Genomic DNA, 19,650 nt, shown 5'->3' with positions numbered 1-19,650 from the left:
CACTATCCCCGATACTTGATTGCCAGACCTTTTAGAAAATTGCGGGCATACTTGTCTCCGCATTCCTTGTAGTTTTTCTGGCCTTCTTTTCTAAGCAACGCACCGAGTTCACCCTTTGTGACGGTCACTCCGGCAAGCTCCAGAACGTCCATCATCTCCTCGGTTGTAAGAGATAAAGCGATCTTTACTTTTTTCAGTAAAACGTTGTTGGGATGTCCGTGTGAGATAGCAGGCTGTACCGGCTGCCCCTCCTGCTTTCCTCTTTTGAATACGATCAATCCATTCAAAAAGGACTCGTACAGAAGAGGACTGCAGCTGAGGTGGTTTTCCTCGTCTTCTTTCGTCAGCAGCATGCCGATCTCTTCCCTGGAGACGTTCACGCCGCCATAGTCAAAAATCTCTTCCATCTCTGAATTCCTTATATCAAGTGCATATCTCAGCCGTATTAACCGGTCATTGTTATTCATAGTCATCTCCTGGTTACGCATTTTTCGTTCTTTTAGAATAACACGTTAAAATCAATTAGTTAAAATAAGTTTTGAAATGGATAAACTGCGCATCTTTCATTTCATTGTCTGATTCAACGGAATCTTAATCCAGAACCTGATTGGATTTGACCTGTTGTTTCTCTAGTGCCAGTAATCGAAAGTATAAAAAGAGCGGAAATGCTAAAGATAGCCCAACTGTTATGGTTGCTAAGATACAAATCCACCATTGTTTTATTTTGTACTTTTTTGTTTCCGTATATAAGAATGTCAGAAAGACAATACAAGAAATGAGAAAGTCTGCAGCAAAGAATGCCGAAACGCGGTTAACAAACAGTAATTCAGCAATTGACATGATATCTAATCCATTGTTGATAAGAAATGGGGTGAAAAAATAATAGGGAATGATTGTCCCCATTGAGGCCAAAAGCAATAGAATTGTTTTCATTTTATCTTGTCTCCTTCTGTAGTAAAGAATTCTTATTGAACAAACGTTTACTGCGATAACTTCTCTGCATGTTCTAGCACGACAGCCGCCGCACCATGATCTCTAAACCCCATATAATGGCATGAAAATGATTTTTTAGGGGCGAATTCAATGACGGAGAAAAATGAATCTGGATGCTGCTTTGAACCATTCATCAGTCCGAATCCGATTACGACAGTGAATCCGGTACAGAAATACCCTTCCATAGATGATACATCGTTCATCAGTCCTTTTTCCAGTGTGATCGGGGACGTGATGATCAAGGATAATGTGTATGTGGCTCCGAACGTCAGCATCCGCGCAGACGAAGGAACGCCATTTTATGTTGGCTCCAATACAAACCTCCAGGACGGCGTGATTCTGCACGGCATCGCCAACAAGAGAATCTCGGCCGGCGGGCGGAAGTATTCCATTTATATCGGCAAAGAAGTCAGCGTTGCCCACGGAGCCCTGATCCACGGTCCTTGCTTCATAGGAGATAAGGTCTTCGTTGGCTTTAAAGCAATTGTATACAATGCCATTGTCGGGCAGGGGGCATTTATTTCATACAACGCCGTTGTCACAAACGGCGTGAAAGTTGCCGCAAACCGCTTCGTGCCGCCTGGAGCAAACATTGATTCCCAAGAAAAAGCCGATGCGCTGCCAAGGGTGCCAAAGGACAACAAGGAATTCGCGGAGGAAGTACAGCGCGTCAACCAGGAATTTCCTGCCTCGTATCATCTGCTGTTCGGAGAGCACCGCTGTTCCTGCGGGATGGCTTATAATTAAAATGGAAAGCCTTCGTTTCTCAGGAGGCTTTTTCTATTTTAAAGATAGGGTGAAAAACACCAATTCCCGGACTAAATTGTTTTTTCCACCAATACATTAAAGAGGCAGAGAAATTTCTCGATAATGGGAGGAATAGCATGAAACTTGTCCGGATTTTCGTCTTCTTCTTTTTGGCTGCGGCCCTGCTTTTTTCATCAGCCGGCCCGGTCTCCGCAGTGGAAAAACCGCGTATTCAGAACATGCCCGGCTTCCAATCTGTTATTACAGCAAACCTCAGCGCTGCCCACCAGTTTCTCGCAATCAGTAAAAGCAATCCCGCTCCCGGCAAAATCGGCTCACAGGCGAAAAAGCCTGCCGCCAAAGCCCAAAAAGTTGCCTACATCACCTTCGATGACGGCCCGAATAGATACACCTCTCAAATCCTCACCATCCTGAAAAACAAAAAGGTCAAGGCGACGTTCTTTGCAGTGGAACCGAACATTAAAGCCTATAAAACGAGCATGATCCGAGTGAATAGAGAAGGGCACTATATCGGCCTCCATAGCGTCACTCATAATGCAACAAAGGTGTACAAAGGCAGCTCCATTAACGTCGCCAAGGAAATGGAAACGACACGGAAAACCCTGAATTCCGTCGTCAAGGTGAACCATTATCTCGTCAGAGTACCGTATGGAAGCAAGCCCTATATGAAAAAGCCGTTCAGGGACTGGCTCGTGAAATACAAGTTCAAAATGTGGGACTGGACGATCGACACGAATGACTGGCGCTATAAAACGAGCCAGTACACCTCCATTATCAACAATGTCAAAACCGCCGTCCCAAAAGTGGAAAAACAGAAGAAACCCATCATCATCCTCATGCATGAACGGCCGCAAACCGTTAAAGCCCTGCCTCAGATCATTGATTATTTGAAGGGCAGGGGATATACGCTGGTGCCGTATCATCCGAAGCAGCATGTGGTGAGTAATTTTTGGGGGGATGGGAGGCTTTAAGGGGAAAAGGCTATTCTTTTTACCAAAAAGAATAGCCTGCTTCTTATTAAACGTTTCACACCGGAAGCTCCACTGTGAACGTGCTCCCTTCCCCAGGCTTGCTCTCAACCGTGATCGTTCCTTCATGTATTTCGACGATTTTTTTAACGATTGGCAGCCCCAGCCCGGTTCCAATGCCGGACCGCGATTTGTCTGCTTTGTAGAACCGTTCGAAAATCCGCGGCAGATCCCTTTCATGGATGCCAATCCCGTTATCGGCAATGGAAAAGATGATCCTGTCATCCGTTTCCTCCAGAGTGAGGCGGATGACTCCCGCTTCAGGTGTAAACTTGATGGCATTAACAAATAAATTAAGCCAAACCTGCTGAAGCAGTTCTTCATCCCCTCTAAACTGGATTTGATCCAGGTCAACGTGCAGACGGATCTGTTTTTTCTCCCATTGATCCTGCAGCAGCAGGATCACACGGCGGATTTGCTCATCCAGATTGAAGGTGTCTCTTTTATATTGAACGGCCTGGTAATCGAGCTTGGAAAGTCTGAGAAGGTTGGATGACAGGTTTGACAGACGCTCGCTTTCTTTCATGATAATGTCTGCATACTCCTTCTTCTCCTTCTCCGGCAAGCCTTCCGTTTTCAGAAGCTTTGCAAATCCATTAATGGAAGAGAGTGGCGTTTTAAATTCATGGGATACGGAAGACACAAACTCTTTATGGAGGTATTCATTCGCTTTGAGCTCCTGCACCATAATGTTGAAATTCTTCACAAGTTCTCCGACCTCATCTTTTCCTTTGTGCTGGATCTGGACGTCGAACGTTCCGTTGGCAACTTGTACAGAAGCCTTTGAGATCCTTTTGATCGGCTTGACGATCATGGATACAGCTGGAAGAATCAGAAGAGAGCCTAAGATAATGGCTGTCAGAAGAACGGTTTGTGCTGTTTTTTGAAAGCGTGCAATTTGATTGTTTTCTAGGTCTGGATAGACTGTGACATAATCCCCGCTGATTAGAGCAGCAGCAACAGGCAAAGGCGGATTGCTGTTAAATTCTTTTGTCACTACGCTGCCCTGATGCAATTTTTTCAGGTCTTTTTCAAGGACAGTAAACTGCTTTGCTTCCAGCAGCTCCTCCTGACTCCTGTATACTTGGATGGTCAGCTCCTGTCCATCCAAATAACGGATGGCTTCTGTTAATGGAACATCTCTTTCGCTGGCAAGTGAATCAATGGCCGTGATCTTATCCTCCAGCTGTTCCTGAACCATTCCTTTAACACCCTCCAGCTGAAAAACCGTTACGATGCCAAGGGAGAGAAGAGCGGATAGAATCAGAATTCCAAAAAAGAGAAGAATAAACCTTACGTATATGGAATGCAGCAGTCTCCTCACGAACAGCCTCTTTTCTCAGCCTTATAGCCAAGTCCCCATACTGTTACAATCTCAAAGTCTTCAATCTCTGACAGTTTCTCACGGAGGCGTTTTATATGCACATCAACCGTCCGTTCGCTGCTTTGGACGTCATACCCCCAGATCTCATCCATCAGCTGCTGCCGGGTGAAAATTTTCCGGGGCTGGGACAGGAGCTTATGGAGAAGCTGGAATTCCTTGGCGGGCAGTTCCAAAACCCGGTCCCCGGCCGTAACCGTCAGCTGCTCTTGATTCAATACAGTGTTGCCTATTTCAAGAACCTTTGAAGAGGCTATTTTAGCCCTCCGTAAAAGAGCTGCAACCCGAAGCAGCATTTCTTCCATATCGACCGGTTTGACCAGGTAGTCATCCCCGCCCGAGGAAAACCCATTTTTCTTGTCCTCCAGCGTTTCCAGGGCGGTGATCATCAGGATCGGAAACTCATATCCCGCTTCCCGCAGATCTCGAGTCAGTTCAAGACCGTCCATTAAAGGCATCATCACATCTGTGATCAGCAAATCAATGTGGTGGCCTTCCATAACTAGGAGCGCATCATCTCCGTCTCTCGCTTCAAGCACGCGGTATCCTTCTTTCACAAGGTGATCCTTTATCAGCCTTCTTATGTTCACATCGTCTTCCGTAACCAATATGGTTGCCATGTTTCCACCGCCTAGTACACGTTTTTCCTGTCTTGCTTTTGTTTTCTCAGCTGAAAGAGCCGGAATGAACTAAATGCGATGACAATTGCTGCCATTATCATAGCGCTTGCGGTTCCATAGTTCAACTTTTCGGGCGGTGAAGACCCCATCTCCCCTGGTTTCAGTTCAGGAGCCGAAACCCCGTTTTCCTTCATAAACTGCTCTGCCTCTGCTGGATCAACGTTTTCAGGTAACATGGCCCCGTTCAGCCCCCCTGCAGGCAACTCTTCCATTGGAGGGAGGCCCTGCGGAATTGGACCTTCAGCAGGGGGCTTCATGAAGAGGGGAAGTGCCGACAAAATCATGACCGTGATGGACAGCCCAATCAAACTGATAAAAAACCATTTTGAGTTTCTCATTTTATCTCCTCCATTAACTGTTTCTGAGCGCATCGATCGGATTAAGCTGTGAAGCCTTTTTAGCCGGTGCAAAACCGAATAGGACCCCGATGGCAGCAGAGAATCCGACCGCAAGCAGAATCGTGGAAGCGGACAGTGTAAAGCTTGTACCCATAATGCTGCAGACGACAGCGGCGATGACGAGGCCCAACACTAAACCAATCGCTCCGCCAATCAGAGAAAGAAAAACCGATTCGAACAGGAACTGCTGCTGAATTCGTTTCGGCTCAGCCCCAAGTGCTTTCCGAAGGCCGATCTCCGCCGTTCTCTCTGTTACGGAAACAAGCATCATATTCATAATTCCGATTCCGCCCACAACCAGGGATATAGAGGCAATGCCTCCAAGCATCAGGGACATCATCGATGTAATGTCATTAATGGATGAAATCATATCACCCATGTTCATAACCGAGTAGCCTTCATTTTTATAGTTGAATGCCTGATTCATGGCTTTTTCTACACCACTTGTTACCTCATCTGAGTACTTGGCGTCCTGCATGTAAATATCCGCATTGGAAACGGATCCGGCTTGAAGGAAGCCCATGGCTGTTGTATAAGGCATGATGACCGTGTCATTGGATGACTCATTGGAGTAACTGTCCGATGCTTCAAGTGTGCCGATCACAGTAAAATTCACGCCTGCTATCTGAATGGTTTTCCCGATCGGATCTTTGCCCCCGAACAGTTCTTTTTCAATGTCCGAGCCGATTAGAATGACCTTGTTTTTGCTTTCCACATCCAGTTTGTTGATGGCTCTTCCATTCTCGATCAGGTCATCATTTTTGCGGAAATGCATGTGGTTTTTCCCCTGTATCGAGACGTCTTCCATCACGTTTTTTGAATAAACGACCGAAGATTTGCCGGAAAGGGTAGGTGAGACGCCTGAAACGTGCTGAATGTCTTCAAGCTTTTTTATATCCGTTTCAAGCAGGCCCTTTTTTAGCGGGGTGCCCTGGACCTGAACCGTGATTTTGTCTGCTCCAAGAGAAGACATCTGCTCTGTCACTTCTCCTGTGGCCCCTTTCACAATCGTTATAAGGGCGATAATGGATGCGACTCCGATGACAATGCCTAAAATGGTCAGGAAGGAGCGCATTTTATTTTGCGCGATATTCTGCCATGACATTTTACTGTTTTCAAGAATCAAGATGGTTCACCTCCCCAAGCTCTCCGTCCAATATACGGATGATTCTGCTCCCGTTTTTAGCGACGTCTAGATCATGTGTAATCATGACGATCGTCTTTCCTTCTTCATGAAGCTCCCGGAAAAGCTTCATGATTTGCTGGCCTGTCTTTTGATCCAGTGCACCGGTCGGTTCATCCGCAAGAAGGATCGAAGGCTGTGTCACTAAAGCTCTTGCGATCGCCACCCTCTGCTGCTGTCCGCCTGACAGCTGATTGGGACGGTTATGCATTTTTTCTCCAAGGCCTACACGGGAAAGCATTGCTTCTGCCCGGCTTCTCCGCTCTTTAGCAGGCAATCCTGAATAGATGAGCGGAAGCTCTGTATTTTGAAGCGCAGTCCATTTTTGAAGCAGCTGAAATTGCTGAAAAATAAATCCGATTTCTTTATTTCGTATGGCGGCAAGCTCCTTTTCACCAAGATGGTCCACCAGGCTCCCCGATAGAAAATAGCGGCCGGATGTCGGTTCATCGAGCATCCCGATGATATTCATGAGCGTGGACTTCCCGGACCCGGATGGACCGAGCACGGAAAGAAATTCCCCCTTTTTAATCTCGAGGTTTATGGACTTCAGAACCGTTTGTTCGTCTTCCCCCATTTGGTAGGATTTAGAGAGCTGTTCCAGACTCAGGATGGTTTTACTCATTTATTGTCCCCCCTGTGTGCCGGAAGGAGCCATTCCTCCGGGTCTTGGAGGCATAAATCCGCCAGGTGCTGCCGGCTGTTCTTCTGATTGGATCACGACTGTATCCCCATCTGTTAGTCCTTCTTTTACTTCTACGTGAACCCCGTCATTGATGCCGGTTTTGATGTATTTTCTTTCAGGCTGCCCTTCCTTTGCCTGGACGAGTACATACGGATGATCGTTCCCGTCAAACAGGACAGCGTCCATAGGCAGTGAAGGAACATCTGCTGCCCGTTCATTCTGGATTTTTGCTTCAGCACTCATTCCTGCGCGAATGTCCTTGTTTTCTTTAAGATCTATCACAGCTGTGAAATAGGCCACGCCATTTTCATTGACTGCCTCTTTTGAGATGGAGGAAACTTCACCTTTCACTGTTTTATCCAGAGCGGATATCGTGACATCTACCTTTTGGCCTTCTGCCACACTTTTCAGATCGTACTCATCCACCTTCATGCTCGTCTGCAGATCGTTATAATTTACGATCTCAAGAAGCTCTCCTCCCGCCATGATCTGTCCGTCTTCTTCCGCCGCTAAGGAAGATACCTCTCCATCAATCGGGGAGGTGATTTCTTCTCCTGCAGACGTCGTGAGCAGGACATCCTCTTTCTTTACAGCGTCGCCCTTCGCAACCTTGACTTCCTCCACCTGCATCGCTTTCTCAGTTCTTACCGTCTCACGCTCCTTCGCTTCTACAATTCCTGAAAAGGTGTAATAGGATGATAGGCTGCCATTCTCGACCGTCACTTTTTTGTAGGCTGCCTGACCGGGCGGCATGAATAGCGGAGCTGCTGCTGCCCCCATCACTACAAGTCCAATCGTTAATCCAATCACCCATTTTGTTTTGTTTTTCTTCTTTTTAACACTCATGTTTTATCCCTCCAACTATGTGATGAGATAAAACTACTTGAGAATTATGAACTGATTATGAATTTTTTTATGAAAGCTCCCGGGAAATTCTGGAGGGATCATGGGATAGTGATAGACTGATGGATTCGGTAAACTTGCCAAGGAAATTCTGGTAATATGAAAAATAAAGAGATGCAGGAAAAGGGGAGTTTTAATGGAGAGTCAGAATGACAGAGAGAAATACCTGACAGGCGGAAACGTCTCCGGCGTATACAAGGTTGGGGATACAGTCCGGCGTGAACAGAAGCCCGGCAGTCATCGGATTCATGCTTTACTCAACCATCTTGAAATGAAGAGTGTGGAAGGTGTGCCAAGGTTTCTTGGCATTGACGGGAAAGACAGAGAGATTCTGTCTTTTATCGAAGGGGAAGCAGGGAATTATCCATTGAAGACATACATGTGGTCGGATGAGGCGCTAAAAGAAATAGCGGGGATGCTCCGTACCTATCATGATGCGATAAGTGATTTTCCCATTGATCAGGGCTGGCAGCCGATTGATAACACACCAAAGCCGCTGGAAGTGATTTGCCACAATGATTTTGCGATTTACAACCTGATCTTCAATGAAGGAGTGCCTGCTGGCATCATTGATTTTGACATGGCGGCTCCAGGCCCGAGGATTTGGGATATCGCCTATACGCTTTACACGTGTGTGCCGCTGAGCAGGCTTTATCATAAGGAATCAGGTGAAGCGGTATATTACGATCGGAAAAAAGATGATGTCTTGATTAAGAAAAGAGTGGATCTGTTTTTTGATTCTTATGGAATGGAAGGGATGAAAAAAGGCATTCTTGAGATGGTATTGCTGCGGGTGGAAGGATTATGCAAAACGATGCAAAGGAAGGCAAAAGAGGGCGACGCAGCTTTTCAAAAAATGATCGATGAAGGACATTACGATCACTACCAAGAGGACCTGCGCTTTATCCGCGAACACGGGAGAGAGTGGGTTTGAAAGCAGGGGCAGGAAGTGTCTCCTCTAGAAAGAAGGTATCCACATGAACTGGAACCCATTCAGAAAAAACAGCACGTTGCCAGGTGATCACCTCTCCCATCAGGATAAGGAAGCTCTGCTGCATTCACTTCTCATAGAACGTGATTATACCAAGCTTCCTGCTGCGTTCCCGATGCTCCTGACGAGCTCCGCTGACTACAGGACAAGAACAGTAGAGGCGATCCATACATGTGTATCCAACCTGACAAATAAGGAGTTACTGCTGCTGGATCCGCTTTTTCGGGAGATGTATTTCGATAAACATGACAGCTGGAGAAATGAGTACCCCGGAGATTTACATCTTGCTGATTGGCCGGAGGAAGAGAAAATCTCAATTTCAGGGCTATGTACGTTTCATCCAAACGGATATGTTCGGGAAGAAGCCATGAACCTCTTGGCTTCATTCCATACAGGAAAAGAGCTTCCATTCCTGCTTATACGGTGCAATGATTGGGTTTCAGAGATTAGGAGCCTTGCCAGGCGGCTGACAGAGGATCGGATTGAAGGCAGCCAGATCGAGGCTTTTACTGCGAATTTACCGGTCATATTCAAGCTGAAGAACGCCAATCGCGCGGATCATGATGTGCTTTTTGAAAAAATAACAGGTCTGCTTTCCCGGCCGGAGGCGCTTCCGTTTTTGCATGAAGGAACACAATCTAAAGAACATAGAATAAGGTTGGTCTATTATGACATGATCATTCGTTCGGGACAGGCCAATAAAGAGAATCTGATGGATTACTTCAGGCGGGAAACGGAACCTCATGGAAGGCTGATTTTATTCGGGGAGATCATGAATGAAATCAGTGAATCAGTGTTCCAGCGTTTTTACACCGAATTTAAAAAAGATAAGTTTCCAAGAATCCGGGCTGCGGTTTTGCAGAAAGCTGTTGAAATTTTTCCAAATCATAGCCTCACAGAGCTTGAAGCAGCTCTCTTTGATAAAAGCGGAACGGTTAGGTCTCTTGCAAGATATCTGCTAAGTAAACGGAACATATCGGATTTTGCATCCTATTATACGGAGGCTATTATGAAGCAGTCCGGCGCAAACCTCCGGGAAGCCCTGTTAGGGATCGGAGAGACTGGCCGCAAAGAACATGCAGTGCTGGTTCTGCCGCTAGTAAAGTCGGATGAAGCGGGAATCACCAAAGCAGCGGCCCGTGCGCTCGCTATGCTCGATCCAGACTCCAATCGGGAGGCCTTCATCAGCCTGTTGAGCCATGATCATCCGGGAGTTTCAAAGGAAGCGAGACGGTCCTTGCAGGCAGCACTTTATGAGGACAAAGCGGAAGAACTATACAGAATCTACAAGGAGGCCGACGCTCCTCACAGCAGATACCAGGCGGCTGTCTTACTGTGCTCGCTATCAAAATGGGCGTCTATCCGGTATATTCTTGAGCTTTATGTAAACGAGGACAACCCTGCAATCAGCAGGTTAGGCCAGCAGCAAGCAGCAAAGTGGCTTGCGGGCTACAACCGATCCTTCACCGTTCCAAGCAAAGAGCAGGCGGCCTCCGTCCGAACCGCGCTAAGCAAATATGGAAGCGGACTAAGGGAGTGGGAGAGGGAGCAGCTTGAGTTTTGTTTGAAGGGGTATTAAATAAAGCAGAAAGAGGTTTTTCTATGAAATCAATATTGTTAATCGGACAGTCAAATATGGCAGGCAGAGGATTTATTGAGGATGTATCTCCAATTTATAATGAACAAATACATATGCTGAGAAACGGAAGATGGCAAATGATGGCGGAACCAATAAATCCGGACCGTCACGTATCTGGTGTCGGTCCGGCAGCCTCTTTTGCCCAGGCTTGGACAGAGGATCATCCAGGCGAGTCCATTGGGCTCATACCATGTGCCGAGGGTGGAAGCTCGATTGATGAGTGGTCAATGGATGGGTTCTTAACAAGACATGCAATCTCAGAAGCAAAATTCGCTATGGAAACAAGTGAACTAGCGGGAATTCTGTGGCATCAAGGGGAAAGCGACAGCTACGGAGAACGTTATAAAACGTATAAAGATAAATTGCTTACATTGTTTAAACACTTGAGAGAAGAATTGAAGGCTCCGGATGTCCCTATCATGATCGGGGAGCTGGGACATTTTCTTGGAGAGACCGGTTTTGGAAAAAGTGCCGTTGAGTATAAACAAATCAATCAGGTAATATCTGAAGTTGCCCGTACTGAAGGGAATTGCTACTTTGTAACCTCAAAGGGCTTAACAGCAAATCCGGATGGCATTCATATTGATGCCCTCTCTCAAAGAAGATTTGGATTGCGATACTATGAAGCTTTTTCAAAACAAAAGCATGTTTTTGATGTTTTAGACAACGAGCATGAATGGATGGAAAAGGCAGCGAACCGAGAGCTGACTAAAAATGAAAAGATTTTTGTCCAGAGTACGAAGTTTGCCTTAGGGCAATTGAGCTTTGAGGAGTTTTCTATTAATCTTTCTAATGTAAATGAAAGTAAGTAAGGTAAAGTGGATAATAGCTTATAAAGCATAAACCAGTTAAAGTTGTTGATATTGATCGAAAAACGGAACTTCCATAAAACCGGAAGTTCTGTTTGACTTATTTTTTCTTTTTGAACGTACGCGACCCGATAGCTAATTAAGGTAAAGAATATTCACTTTACAGTTGCGTCCATTGTTTCTTAATTCGCATTGGCTGCCGCTCTTTTTCTTCGGATTGAAAGCCATCTACCATAAGTTCCACATCTCCACAGCCATTCTAACGGCCCATATTTAAAAAACGCAAGCCAGTACGAAGAAGCTATGATTTGCACGATTACTACAAGGAGACACGTAATTGTTGCAGTTGTGTATGGTACAACCGAATTAACTGGAATAAACAGAGCAAGGAGAATCAGGATAACGGATTGACCAATGTAGTTTGTAAACGCCATTCGTCCGAATGCATGTAAAGGAGATAACCATTTCCCTGCAAGAGGGTAGAGCAAAACAAGAAAACTGACATAAAAAACAGAGAAAAACGGAGCAAATGCTAAGGACAACTCTGTGTAGGCATAAAAGGCAACGTTCGAGTCGACTTGTGCTTCAGATAACTCAATTCCTTCCAGACGTTTTACGGATCCATCGTCAGGAGCTTCTTGCCAAAGAAAAACGGATAGAATACAAGTGGCAGCAAATGAAAGAATAGCAGCTATCGTCCACATTTTACGATTTTTTAATAAATATTCAAATACACGATATTGCCCGAATGCGAGACCCAGCACCATTAAGGGCAAGGTTGTCAGCAGTTTGTTCCCCAGGTAACTCAATATAATCACCCCTGCTATACCTGCCACTAAGTTAATCCACTTTGGGATCCTATGAAGGAAAAAAACAGGAAGACTCATGATTGCATAGACTAGCAAGGCTTCACCAGGGTTTATGAGCTGATGCACTACTCCTGCTGCAAACAAAAACAGCATACGCCGAATAAAAAGGGCAGTTGGATGGTCCCTTTTTTCTTTTGCCCTGGATAAGAAAATCCAAAGTCCCAATCCGAACAAAAAGGAAAATATTGCGTAAAAACGTCCTTCAACAAACAAATACAGAAAACGCTGAACCCAAATATCCAGTTGTGTTCCTGATAAATTAACGTTTGTTCTCCAAAGAGCAAGCACATTAACAAAAGGAAGCCCCATCAAGGCAAATCCTCTAATTAAGTCAATAACATCCATTCGTTCCTTATTTATAGTTGGTTCCATTATTACTGACCCCTTTTTTCATTTCTCCAACGATAGAAGTTAAAGATAATTCGCCACAACTGCAGTCAGTATGGTGATTGATCCATTGTAGGTTGCATGGACAATAACTCCGGGCCACACTGATCCCGTCCGGTAAAACAAATAACCGGCAGCCAGACCGGTCACGAAAGCAGCTACCCATACTTCATTCAAACCGTGAACCGTGGCAAAAATAAGAGCACTGCCAATGATGCTGATCCATGGACCATACTTTTTCAGCGCATTGGTTAAAACGGCGCGGAAAGCAAATTCTTCACCGATCGGCGTCAATACAGCAATCATTAAAAATTGTGCGATGAAAGCAAGAGTGCCTCCACTCGCTGCAGATTCATAAGACGCCTGGGTGCTGCCGCTAAACCCTAAATAGTACATAATCAAAGCAAAACCACGAGTAAACAACAAAACACCGATCCCGAAACCAAGGCCAGCCAGCAGCCACCTTCCAGATGTCCCCCGTATGCCAAAAGCTTCCCATGAGCGAATCCGCAAAACATAAGCCGCAAGGAAAGCACCTAATCCGGCTAAACCGGATAATGCAGCAAAACTGATTCCGCTTATAACCGAAGCATCCTCCGTGGTCATATTAATGATTTGGGCGATCCCAAGCACAAGAACAATATAGGCGAGGCCCATTATTCCAATCTCAGGCCATCCAGGCTCCTTGTCGTTCCTTACCGTTTTTCCTGATGTATTTAACTGGGGAGAATTCAACATAAATCATCACCCTTTGAAAGAATTAAAAAACGTGTGTGTGAACAATTCCATTTTTAGAATTATTTTCTTAATACGGTTACACTCTATAGAACGTAAAGACTGTCAACACCTCCTTGGGGATCCACTTATTTGAAATCTCAGTCAAGTGTATACAAATGAGGACAAAGGGCACCGGATGTTTATTATTTTTAATTCCCCATTTGCAGTTATGGCAACCTCACCTGCTCCATTAATAGGTGACCCGTAATATGTGTCACTTTAAGAATGATCATTCGTCAAGCCCTGATGCGTGGCAGTGCCCGCCCGCTGTTCGCGCATCCAGACAAAGGCGACCATGGCGATGTTTACCGCGGCGAGAATAAGCAGGGATGGATCTCCGGTTTCCGTGGAACGGTCCAAGGCGTATACTTTGCCACCCGCCATAAGCGAGTTAACGGTTGACATCATGACGTTGTTGGCGACGTGGAACGCGATCGATGCCTCAATGCCTCGGCTGATGATCGCTATTAGCGCTGTCGAGGTACCGACAACGAAGAAGTACCCGAACAGCCAGGGGTCAGTCGAACCGTGCATGACCGCGAAGTGAAAGCTGGAAACCAAGAGCCCGACGGCTAAGGCAGGGAGAACTGGACGGACCCATGACGCAGCTGCAGGCATGACGGCGCTTCGATACATCAGTTCTTCACCTATGGACTGTATCGGAGTGAAGAAGAAGGTGACGACAAGCATAGCCATTGTTGTGCCAGTGAAACCGAAGGCCGTCCATCCCGGGGCTTCGGGTGCGACGAGCGCGATCACACCTATCCCAGCGCCCACAAGCAGCGCCCCGCCGATCAGGTACTGAACTAAGCGCCGTCTGTCGAATGCCCGCGGTGAGCTGAGCAGGCTGCGCCAAGGTACTTTGGCCAACCATGCCAGGAGCAAGACCGCCAGTACTCCTGTGACCCCTATACTCAAGCTGTCGGATAGAAACCTCAACGGTGTATAGGCCGCTGACAGCGGTTCGTCGCTGCCCTCAATTAGGCCAACGGCCATTCGGAACAAGACTTGCACGACAATCAGCAGCACCGACGGGACAACGATGATTGCGAGTGGTTTCCACCAGCTCATACGGATGTGGGCACCGAATGGTCTGGTGCGATCATAGGCCGGCCGGGCATTCTTCAAAACTGTACCTCCAGCCGCATTGTTTTCCTCTTCATTTCTTTTTTCTTGTGACATAGGGTTCATCCTCCGATTTATTTTTTTCAGTAATCTTCTAGGGATCCCTCAGGAAATTTAAATTCTATTACTCAGTATAGACTGCCTCTATTTCTCTTAAAGAAACAGGAGTTTACTAGCTGATAAACTTTAAGGAAAGTTGTTAATATGCTCGTAAGGTTTGTGTGCTACGATATTCATCGAGGTGGATAAAAGTGGAGAATGCGGAAATTTTGTTAGTAGACGATGAGAGATCAATCGTGAAGTTAATGGAAACCGTTCTTAGAAAAGAAGGATTTACCCATATACATTCAGCTTTTACTGCAGAAGAGGCGCTTGAGTGCGTTTCCCGAAATCCCATTGATATTGTAGTTCTTGATGTGACGCTTCCCGGACAGAGCGGTTTTGCGATCTGCCCGAAAATCAGGGAAATCTCCGATGCTTATATTCTCTTTTTGACAGCACGCGTCTCCGACCTTGATGTGCTGACAGGATTTGCGATTGGCGGGGATGATTACATAACCAAGCCCTTCAATCCGCTTGAAATCGCAGCGAGAATTAAGGCGAGGCTCCGGCGGAACCAAGCTCCTTCCCATTCCTTAAAAGAGACGGGCAGGAAGCATGATTTCGGACGCTTTATCCTGGATGAGGAGGCAGGGGAACTGATTGTCGATGGCGAGGCCGTGCAGACGCCTGCCCAGGTATTTCTCCTGCTGCAGTATCTGTGCCAGCATCCCAATACCGTCCTGTCTAAGACGAAGATGCTTGAAGCGGTATGGGGCTTTGACAGCTTTGTGGATGACAATACCGTCACTGTACACATTCGAAGAATCCGGGAAAGAATCGAGAAAGACCCGAGCCATCCTGAACTGCTCGTGACCGTACGTGGTCTGGGCTACAAGCTGGTCAAGGGGAAAAAGGGCTGATGTCACTAAGGCGTAGGCTGGCTTTTCACTTCTCTCTTCAGTTTATTTCCATCATTGTATTTGTTGCGATTATTTCTCTCGTGCTTCTATTTGTGCTTCTGACGCATTTAAATAGAGAAGCAATGAAGCAAAACTTCCCTGCCGGTGCCCTTGAAAACATTGCGATCGATACGCAGATCGAGAAAAATAAGGCCACCATCAGCGATACGTGGAAACAACAGCTGCAAGACCGAAATCTATGGGTGCAGGTAGTTGATATGGAAGGAGACGTCATCGGGTCAGAAAATACACCTGAACTCCTGCCTGACTCCTACTCAGTCACCGAGATTCTCCAGATTGAAAAAACGAACTATTATGAAGGATTCTACGTATACTCTCAGGTTGACACTACCTTCAAAGATCCGTATTTTTATATGCTCGGATATGAAAACAAGGAGCGGGAAAGCCTTCAGCGCTGGTTTTCACTGTATTCAAGCAACGGCAGGATTTCCGGTGATAACCTTAAACAGCTGAAAGAGGAATTAAAGAAGGTGGAAGGGTCCATCCAGGTAATAAACCAGGAGGGGAAAGTGGTCCAGTCGACCTCTGATAAGATGAAAGAGGTCTACAAGCCGCTGGACGTGCTAGTCAGGACAACGTCACCGGGAAAATTCGATACCCACTCAACGATCTTCATTGATCCGAAATCCGGTCTTACTTGGATTCTAAATACACCGAAGCAAGGTGCAGAGCCAGTGGCCTTCTCCATTTTTTCCGAAATGATAAAGCTCATCATTATCGCAGCAGTTGTCCTGCTCACCTTAACGTTAGGCATTTCCTTCTGGCAGGGCTTCAGGTACAGCCAGCCCCTCCTTCTCTTCACCAGCTGGCTTGAAAGAATGGGCCACGGAAAGTACGGGGAAGTACTCACAGAAAAAGAGCGGAAAAAGGTTTTCAAGAGAAATGGAAAATTGCGCCTGAGGTACAAGCTTTATCAAGAAGTGATCGGTGCTTTCTACGAAATGGCCGAAAAGCTTTCTGCAACAGAGAAGGAAAGAGACCGGCTGGAAAAAACGCGTGAAGAGTGGATGACTGGCATTTCCCACGATCTCAGGACACCTCTTTCCACGATCCAAGGCTATGCCCATCTGCTCGAAAGCGGACAATACCGCTGGACCGATGAAGAGCTCCTGGACATGGGAAAGATGATCAGGGAAAAAGGAGATTATATGACGGCGCTGATCGAGGATTTCTCCCTTGCCTTCCAGCTCAAAAACCAGTCACTCCCCCATCAGCTGAAGCCTGCGGAACTGAATGAACTTATACGGGACATCATGCTGAAGTTTGCTAACGACCTAACCCTTGAGGATGTTCCATTTACCTTTAAAGGCACAGATTCAAATCTATACATCCATGCAGACCGGCGCTGGTTTGAGCGGATGCTCGATAACCTGATCTATAACGGCATCAAGCATAACCCAAAGGGAACAAGCATCACCGCCTCAGTCAGCAGACACGGCGAATCAGCCATTGTCACGATCTCTGACAACGGTGCCGGAATGGACGAAGAAACGGTCCGGTACCTCTTCGACCGCTACTTCCGCGGCACAAGCACAGATGAGCAGACAGAAGGCGCCGGTCTCGGCATGAGCATTGCCCGCGCCATAGCCGAACTTCACGGCGGCACCATTCATGTGTCTTCTGTAAAAGATAAGGGCACTGTATTTCGGCTTGAATTTCCTTTGGGAGGGGAGCGGGGAGAAAGACATCTGAGGAAGTCATAGACAGACTCTGAGTTGAAATGTAAGCATGAAATTCCGCAGCAGGTTCGTTTTTATAGACAAGTCATGAAAAAGGAGATTCATTCTGTTGCTGGGGCTGTTTGTCCAAAACCTAGCGGATTACGACGGAGGAATCGCGATGACTGCTCAGGTTATTTTTGTGGTCGGGTTGGTTGTGACGTTTGCGGGTGTTTTTATTAAGGAGCAAAAATGATGAAAAACCCAAGCGGAAAGTGACTCTGCATGGGTTTTTTTCGAATAAGATTAATCCTGATAGCACCTCTCATACTCATCCTTCATCAGCAGGCTCTGGCAGGCCAGCCCGCTTTCATCATAAATCTCTTTATCTGGCTTTAATACAATGCTCCGGTCCTCATCCGGATAATCCGGATCGTTGTTCACAATGGAAAGCTGGTCATCATCGATCCATTTCATCGAAAAATCGATTTTTGCATCAGCAAAATAGATGGTTTTTACCTTTTCTTTCTCCTGATGGTGTGTAATCTCCACCCACACATTCACTCCGCCCGCCGCACCGCCATAAGGTTCATAAAACGCATGGGCTGAATAGTTGCCGCTTGGCGACGGAACGGGTCCCGGGCCTTGCTCCATATTGCTCCGGTCGATGGAGCTGAATGTGAAGAAATAGGTTTGGTAAAATAGTAGAGAAAATACTAGGATAACACCTGTTGAAGCAGTGATAAGCAATTTTTTCGGAAAAGGGTTCTTTTTTAGAAGGAAGCCAATTATTTTAACACAGAAGGTGATGAATAACAGAACAGTCAGCAAAGCGATTAGTAGACCGAGAATGGCAATAATCATAATTGGAGTGTCCTCCCGCCGTGAAGGCCTTTTATATGAATCGATCCAGCAAGAAAACAAAAAGAAAAAACATGGACAAAAGGGCAAGTTCTCTTAACACCACAGTTTTCGAGTATCTGTTTAAATAGATGCTATACCCATATAATACAGTTCCTGTTATATAAGCCCATGCAAAAGTTGGGATGAAGATGGCAAGCAAAAGTGGGATGAAGACAATAAAACCAACAGCAGCACCCGACGGATTTTGTTTTCTATTCTTCGTTTCGTCCACGATCTACACCTCCAAGATGCACCAAAAGTAAGAATCACAATATGTCCTTATATCTTCCTGCAATACCTCAAAGACACGTAGCTCTCATCCTCTTCGCTTGCATAGCTTTTCTGCTCACTTACAAATTGAAATCCTCTTGCTTCGTAAAAAGGGATGCCTTTCTCATTTCCTTTTGAAACAGAAAGCCATTGCTGCCTGGCGCCCTTGCTTTTCTGGACATTAGTAAAGGCTTGAAGGAGCTTGGTGCCAATGCCTTCACCGCGGCGATTCGGATTGAGGTAAAGGACATAAATTTCACTTTTGTCCTCCTCAATCATTCCGCCGCCGATTGCGCCAACGACCGTATCTTCTTCAAGAGCGACATAATATCCGTCCCATCCGCTGTCTGTATGAGTGACCTCGTGAAGAACCCGCTCCGGGTTATAGAATTCCTGAATTACCCTTTCAATGTACTCCGTTGAATGGGTGATGCCATATGTATCGCGGTTTCCTTCTGAGCAAACCTTAACAATTCCATTCACATGCCGTTGCTCTGCTTTTTTTACTGTTATCAAAGGAATTCCCCTTTTGGAAAAATATGATAAAATTAATTTATCATAGGAATTATTTTTCTACTACTAAAATTTTTCTAAATGTTAAGAAAAGCCGGAAAGCATTTAAAGTGCTTGTAGGTGTTAGCGGTAAATAGTGAAAACCAACGTTAAAAAAGGCAGCAGGATTTTCTCCTGCTGCCAGTTGTGCTGTCCATTTAATTAGCGAACTTCCTTTTCAAGCTCAATTACTTTATCCAAGGGCAGTCCAGTGAATTTAGCAACATCTTGTACAGACAGACTCTGAGACTGGAGCATGTTTTTGGCTATTTCAAACTTTGCATCGGTTCTTCCAGCATTTCTTGCTCCATTAACCTGAGTATTAAGGTCCAATAGATATTTCTCTCTAAGCTGATACGTTCGGATAACTTCTTCATCAGCACTCAGCCGGCGGAGTTTCTCTCTGCTTTGGACACTTAACGCACTTCTTTTTCAAGCTGAATTACTTTATCCAAGGGCAGTCCAGTGAATTTAGCAACATCTTGTACAGACAGACTCTGAGACTGGAGCATGTTTTTGGCTATTTCAAACTTTGCATCGGTTCTTCCAGCATTTCTTGCTCCATTAACCTGAGTATTAAGGTCCAATAGATATTTCTCTCTAAGCTGATACGTTCGGATAACTTCTTC

At 45.9% G+C, this 19,650-nt stretch carries 22 protein-coding genes and 1 pseudogene; 7 read left to right on the top strand and 16 right to left on the bottom strand.

The window, feature by feature from the left end:
• Positions 1 to 2: 2 nt before the first annotated feature.
• Together GKZ89_RS15655 and GKZ89_RS15650 are read right to left on the bottom strand one after the other, a co-directional pair.
• Positions 3 to 467: a YehS family protein gene (locus tag GKZ89_RS15655; RefSeq protein WP_155113350.1), complete on the bottom strand. Its 465-nt coding sequence runs from the start codon at positions 465 to 467 to the stop codon at positions 3 to 5.
• A 124-nt stretch (positions 468 to 591) separates the two neighbouring features.
• The gene (locus GKZ89_RS15650) at positions 592 to 933 is read right to left on the bottom strand and encodes a DUF2834 domain-containing protein (RefSeq protein ID WP_155113349.1); all 342 of its coding nucleotides are present in this window, start codon (positions 931 to 933) and stop codon (positions 592 to 594) included.
• Positions 934 to 1,083: 150 nt separating this feature from the next.
• On the opposite strand from GKZ89_RS15650, the gene GKZ89_RS15645 reads away from it, so the two are divergent.
• Together GKZ89_RS15645 and GKZ89_RS15640 are read left to right on the top strand one after the other, a co-directional pair.
• Positions 1,084 to 1,740 (top strand): LbetaH domain-containing protein, encoded by a 657-nt coding sequence (locus GKZ89_RS15645; protein WP_155113348.1) that lies wholly within the window; start codon positions 1,084 to 1,086, stop codon positions 1,738 to 1,740.
• Between the two features lie 137 nt (positions 1,741 to 1,877).
• On the top strand, positions 1,878 to 2,732 hold the full coding sequence (locus GKZ89_RS15640; RefSeq protein ID WP_155113347.1) for a polysaccharide deacetylase family protein: 855 nt from the start codon (positions 1,878 to 1,880) through the stop codon (positions 2,730 to 2,732).
• Between the two features lie 55 nt (positions 2,733 to 2,787).
• On the opposite strand, the gene GKZ89_RS15635 is transcribed toward GKZ89_RS15640, so the two are convergent.
• Genes GKZ89_RS15635 through GKZ89_RS15610 form a run of 6 tightly spaced genes read right to left on the bottom strand, consistent with a single transcriptional unit; the run spans position 2,788 to position 7,962 of the window.
• Positions 2,788 to 4,113 carry an ATP-binding protein gene (locus GKZ89_RS15635; RefSeq protein ID WP_155113346.1) on the bottom strand — a complete coding sequence of 442 codons (1,326 nt, stop codon included), beginning with the start codon at positions 4,111 to 4,113 and terminating at the stop codon, positions 2,788 to 2,790.
• Positions 4,110 to 4,790, bottom strand: a complete 681-nt coding sequence (locus tag GKZ89_RS15630) for a response regulator transcription factor (protein ID WP_155113345.1) — start codon at positions 4,788 to 4,790, stop codon at positions 4,110 to 4,112. Before GKZ89_RS15630 ends, GKZ89_RS15635 begins: the two co-directional genes overlap by 4 nt.
• A gap of 11 nt (positions 4,791 to 4,801) precedes the next feature.
• On the bottom strand, positions 4,802 to 5,188 hold the full coding sequence (locus GKZ89_RS15625) for a hypothetical protein (RefSeq protein WP_155113344.1): 387 nt from the start codon (positions 5,186 to 5,188) through the stop codon (positions 4,802 to 4,804).
• A gap of 13 nt (positions 5,189 to 5,201) precedes the next feature.
• Positions 5,202 to 6,374 (bottom strand): ABC transporter permease, encoded by a 1,173-nt coding sequence (locus GKZ89_RS15620; protein WP_155113343.1) that lies wholly within the window; start codon positions 6,372 to 6,374, stop codon positions 5,202 to 5,204.
• The gene (locus GKZ89_RS15615; protein WP_155113342.1) at positions 6,364 to 7,056 is read right to left on the bottom strand and encodes an ABC transporter ATP-binding protein; all 693 of its coding nucleotides are present in this window, start codon (positions 7,054 to 7,056) and stop codon (positions 6,364 to 6,366) included. Before GKZ89_RS15615 ends, GKZ89_RS15620 begins: the two co-directional genes overlap by 11 nt.
• Positions 7,057 to 7,962: an efflux RND transporter periplasmic adaptor subunit gene (locus GKZ89_RS15610; RefSeq protein ID WP_155113341.1), complete on the bottom strand. Its 906-nt coding sequence runs from the start codon at positions 7,960 to 7,962 to the stop codon at positions 7,057 to 7,059. It abuts the gene before it with no gap.
• A gap of 193 nt (positions 7,963 to 8,155) precedes the next feature.
• Here GKZ89_RS15610 and GKZ89_RS15605 point away from each other — a divergent pair, with 193 nt between their 5' ends.
• The 3 genes from GKZ89_RS15605 to GKZ89_RS15595 are packed head-to-tail and all read left to right on the top strand — an operon-like array spanning position 8,156 to position 11,461.
• The gene (locus GKZ89_RS15605) at positions 8,156 to 8,953 is read left to right on the top strand and encodes a phosphotransferase (RefSeq protein ID WP_155113340.1); all 798 of its coding nucleotides are present in this window, start codon (positions 8,156 to 8,158) and stop codon (positions 8,951 to 8,953) included.
• Positions 8,954 to 8,996: 43 nt separating this feature from the next.
• Positions 8,997 to 10,589 (top strand): HEAT repeat domain-containing protein, encoded by a 1,593-nt coding sequence (locus tag GKZ89_RS15600; RefSeq protein WP_155113339.1) that lies wholly within the window; start codon positions 8,997 to 8,999, stop codon positions 10,587 to 10,589.
• A 23-nt stretch (positions 10,590 to 10,612) separates the two neighbouring features.
• Positions 10,613 to 11,461, top strand: coding sequence for a sialate O-acetylesterase (locus GKZ89_RS15595; protein ID WP_155113400.1), 849 nt, complete (start codon positions 10,613 to 10,615; stop codon positions 11,459 to 11,461).
• 179 nt (positions 11,462 to 11,640) lie between these two features.
• Here the strand turns inward: GKZ89_RS15595 and GKZ89_RS15590 are convergent, their stop codons facing one another.
• The 3 genes from GKZ89_RS15590 to GKZ89_RS15580 form a co-directional block, all read right to left on the bottom strand.
• Entirely contained in the window at positions 11,641 to 12,699 is a 1,059-nt protein-coding gene (locus tag GKZ89_RS15590) for a DUF418 domain-containing protein (protein WP_155113338.1), read from the bottom strand.
• Positions 12,700 to 12,738: 39 nt separating this feature from the next.
• Positions 12,739 to 13,452 (bottom strand): CPBP family intramembrane glutamic endopeptidase, encoded by a 714-nt coding sequence (locus tag GKZ89_RS15585; protein ID WP_155113337.1) that lies wholly within the window; start codon positions 13,450 to 13,452, stop codon positions 12,739 to 12,741.
• Between the two features lie 258 nt (positions 13,453 to 13,710).
• Complete coding sequence (locus GKZ89_RS15580; RefSeq protein ID WP_155113336.1) at positions 13,711 to 14,673, bottom strand: CPBP family intramembrane glutamic endopeptidase; 963 nt, start codon at positions 14,671 to 14,673, stop codon at positions 13,711 to 13,713.
• Between the two features lie 194 nt (positions 14,674 to 14,867).
• On the opposite strand from GKZ89_RS15580, the gene GKZ89_RS15575 reads away from it, so the two are divergent.
• The gene (locus tag GKZ89_RS15575) at positions 14,868 to 15,578 is read left to right on the top strand and encodes a winged helix-turn-helix domain-containing protein (RefSeq protein ID WP_162356951.1); all 711 of its coding nucleotides are present in this window, start codon (positions 14,868 to 14,870) and stop codon (positions 15,576 to 15,578) included.
• Positions 15,578 to 17,341: a sensor histidine kinase gene (locus GKZ89_RS15570; protein WP_241680289.1), complete on the top strand. Its 1,764-nt coding sequence runs from the start codon at positions 15,578 to 15,580 to the stop codon at positions 17,339 to 17,341. Before GKZ89_RS15575 ends, GKZ89_RS15570 begins: the two co-directional genes overlap by 1 nt.
• A gap of 261 nt (positions 17,342 to 17,602) precedes the next feature.
• On the opposite strand, the gene GKZ89_RS15565 is transcribed toward GKZ89_RS15570, so the two are convergent.
• The 5 genes and pseudogenes from GKZ89_RS15565 to GKZ89_RS15545 form a co-directional block, all read right to left on the bottom strand.
• A complete protein-coding gene (locus tag GKZ89_RS15565) occupies positions 17,603 to 18,160 on the bottom strand; it encodes a DUF5412 family protein (RefSeq protein WP_155113334.1) in 558 nt (185 codons plus the stop codon).
• A gap of 31 nt (positions 18,161 to 18,191) precedes the next feature.
• The gene (locus GKZ89_RS15560; protein WP_155113333.1) at positions 18,192 to 18,431 is read right to left on the bottom strand and encodes a hypothetical protein; all 240 of its coding nucleotides are present in this window, start codon (positions 18,429 to 18,431) and stop codon (positions 18,192 to 18,194) included.
• 47 nt (positions 18,432 to 18,478) lie between these two features.
• Entirely contained in the window at positions 18,479 to 18,985 is a 507-nt protein-coding gene (locus GKZ89_RS15555; protein ID WP_155113332.1) for a GNAT family N-acetyltransferase, read from the bottom strand.
• Positions 18,986 to 19,183: 198 nt separating this feature from the next.
• Positions 19,184 to 19,354, bottom strand: a complete 171-nt coding sequence (locus GKZ89_RS15550) for a hypothetical protein (protein WP_155113331.1) — start codon at positions 19,352 to 19,354, stop codon at positions 19,184 to 19,186.
• An 83-nt stretch (positions 19,355 to 19,437) separates the two neighbouring features.
• Positions 19,438 to 19,650, bottom strand: a pseudogene (locus GKZ89_RS15545) (hypothetical protein); the annotation flags it as partial.

It is taken from the genome of Metabacillus mangrovi, assembly GCF_009711125.1.
Taxonomy (GTDB): Bacteria; Bacillota; Bacilli; order Bacillales; family Bacillaceae; genus Metabacillus_B; species Metabacillus_B mangrovi.
Note: the sequence above shows the minus strand (reverse complement) of the source record. Positions and strands in the feature narration are given on the sequence as shown.

Coding starts and splice junctions, on each gene's coding strand:
- GKZ89_RS15655 (WP_155113350.1), bottom strand. CDS start 467: ATGAATAACAATGACCGGTTAATACGGCTGAGATATGCACTTGATATA.
- GKZ89_RS15625 (WP_155113344.1), bottom strand. CDS start 5,188: ATGAGAAACTCAAAATGGTTTTTTATCAGTTTGATTGGGCTGTCCATC.
- GKZ89_RS15645 (WP_155113348.1), top strand. CDS start 1,084: ATGACGGAGAAAAATGAATCTGGATGCTGCTTTGAACCATTCATCAGT.
- GKZ89_RS15580 (WP_155113336.1), bottom strand. CDS start 14,673: ATGTCACAAGAAAAAAGAAATGAAGAGGAAAACAATGCGGCTGGAGGT.
- GKZ89_RS15565 (WP_155113334.1), bottom strand. CDS start 18,160: ATGATTATTGCCATTCTCGGTCTACTAATCGCTTTGCTGACTGTTCTG.
- GKZ89_RS15600 (WP_155113339.1), top strand. CDS start 8,997: ATGAACTGGAACCCATTCAGAAAAAACAGCACGTTGCCAGGTGATCAC.
- GKZ89_RS15590 (WP_155113338.1), bottom strand. CDS start 12,699: ATGGAACCAACTATAAATAAGGAACGAATGGATGTTATTGACTTAATT.
- GKZ89_RS15570 (WP_241680289.1), top strand. CDS start 15,578: ATGTCACTAAGGCGTAGGCTGGCTTTTCACTTCTCTCTTCAGTTTATT.
- GKZ89_RS15630 (WP_155113345.1), bottom strand. CDS start 4,790: ATGGCAACCATATTGGTTACGGAAGACGATGTGAACATAAGAAGGCTG.
- GKZ89_RS15650 (WP_155113349.1), bottom strand. CDS start 933: ATGAAAACAATTCTATTGCTTTTGGCCTCAATGGGGACAATCATTCCC.
- GKZ89_RS15605 (WP_155113340.1), top strand. CDS start 8,156: ATGGAGAGTCAGAATGACAGAGAGAAATACCTGACAGGCGGAAACGTC.
- GKZ89_RS15585 (WP_155113337.1), bottom strand. CDS start 13,452: ATGTTGAATTCTCCCCAGTTAAATACATCAGGAAAAACGGTAAGGAAC.
- GKZ89_RS15595 (WP_155113400.1), top strand. CDS start 10,613: ATGAAATCAATATTGTTAATCGGACAGTCAAATATGGCAGGCAGAGGA.
- GKZ89_RS15610 (WP_155113341.1), bottom strand. CDS start 7,962: ATGAGTGTTAAAAAGAAGAAAAACAAAACAAAATGGGTGATTGGATTA.
- GKZ89_RS15640 (WP_155113347.1), top strand. CDS start 1,878: ATGAAACTTGTCCGGATTTTCGTCTTCTTCTTTTTGGCTGCGGCCCTG.
- GKZ89_RS15615 (WP_155113342.1), bottom strand. CDS start 7,056: ATGAGTAAAACCATCCTGAGTCTGGAACAGCTCTCTAAATCCTACCAA.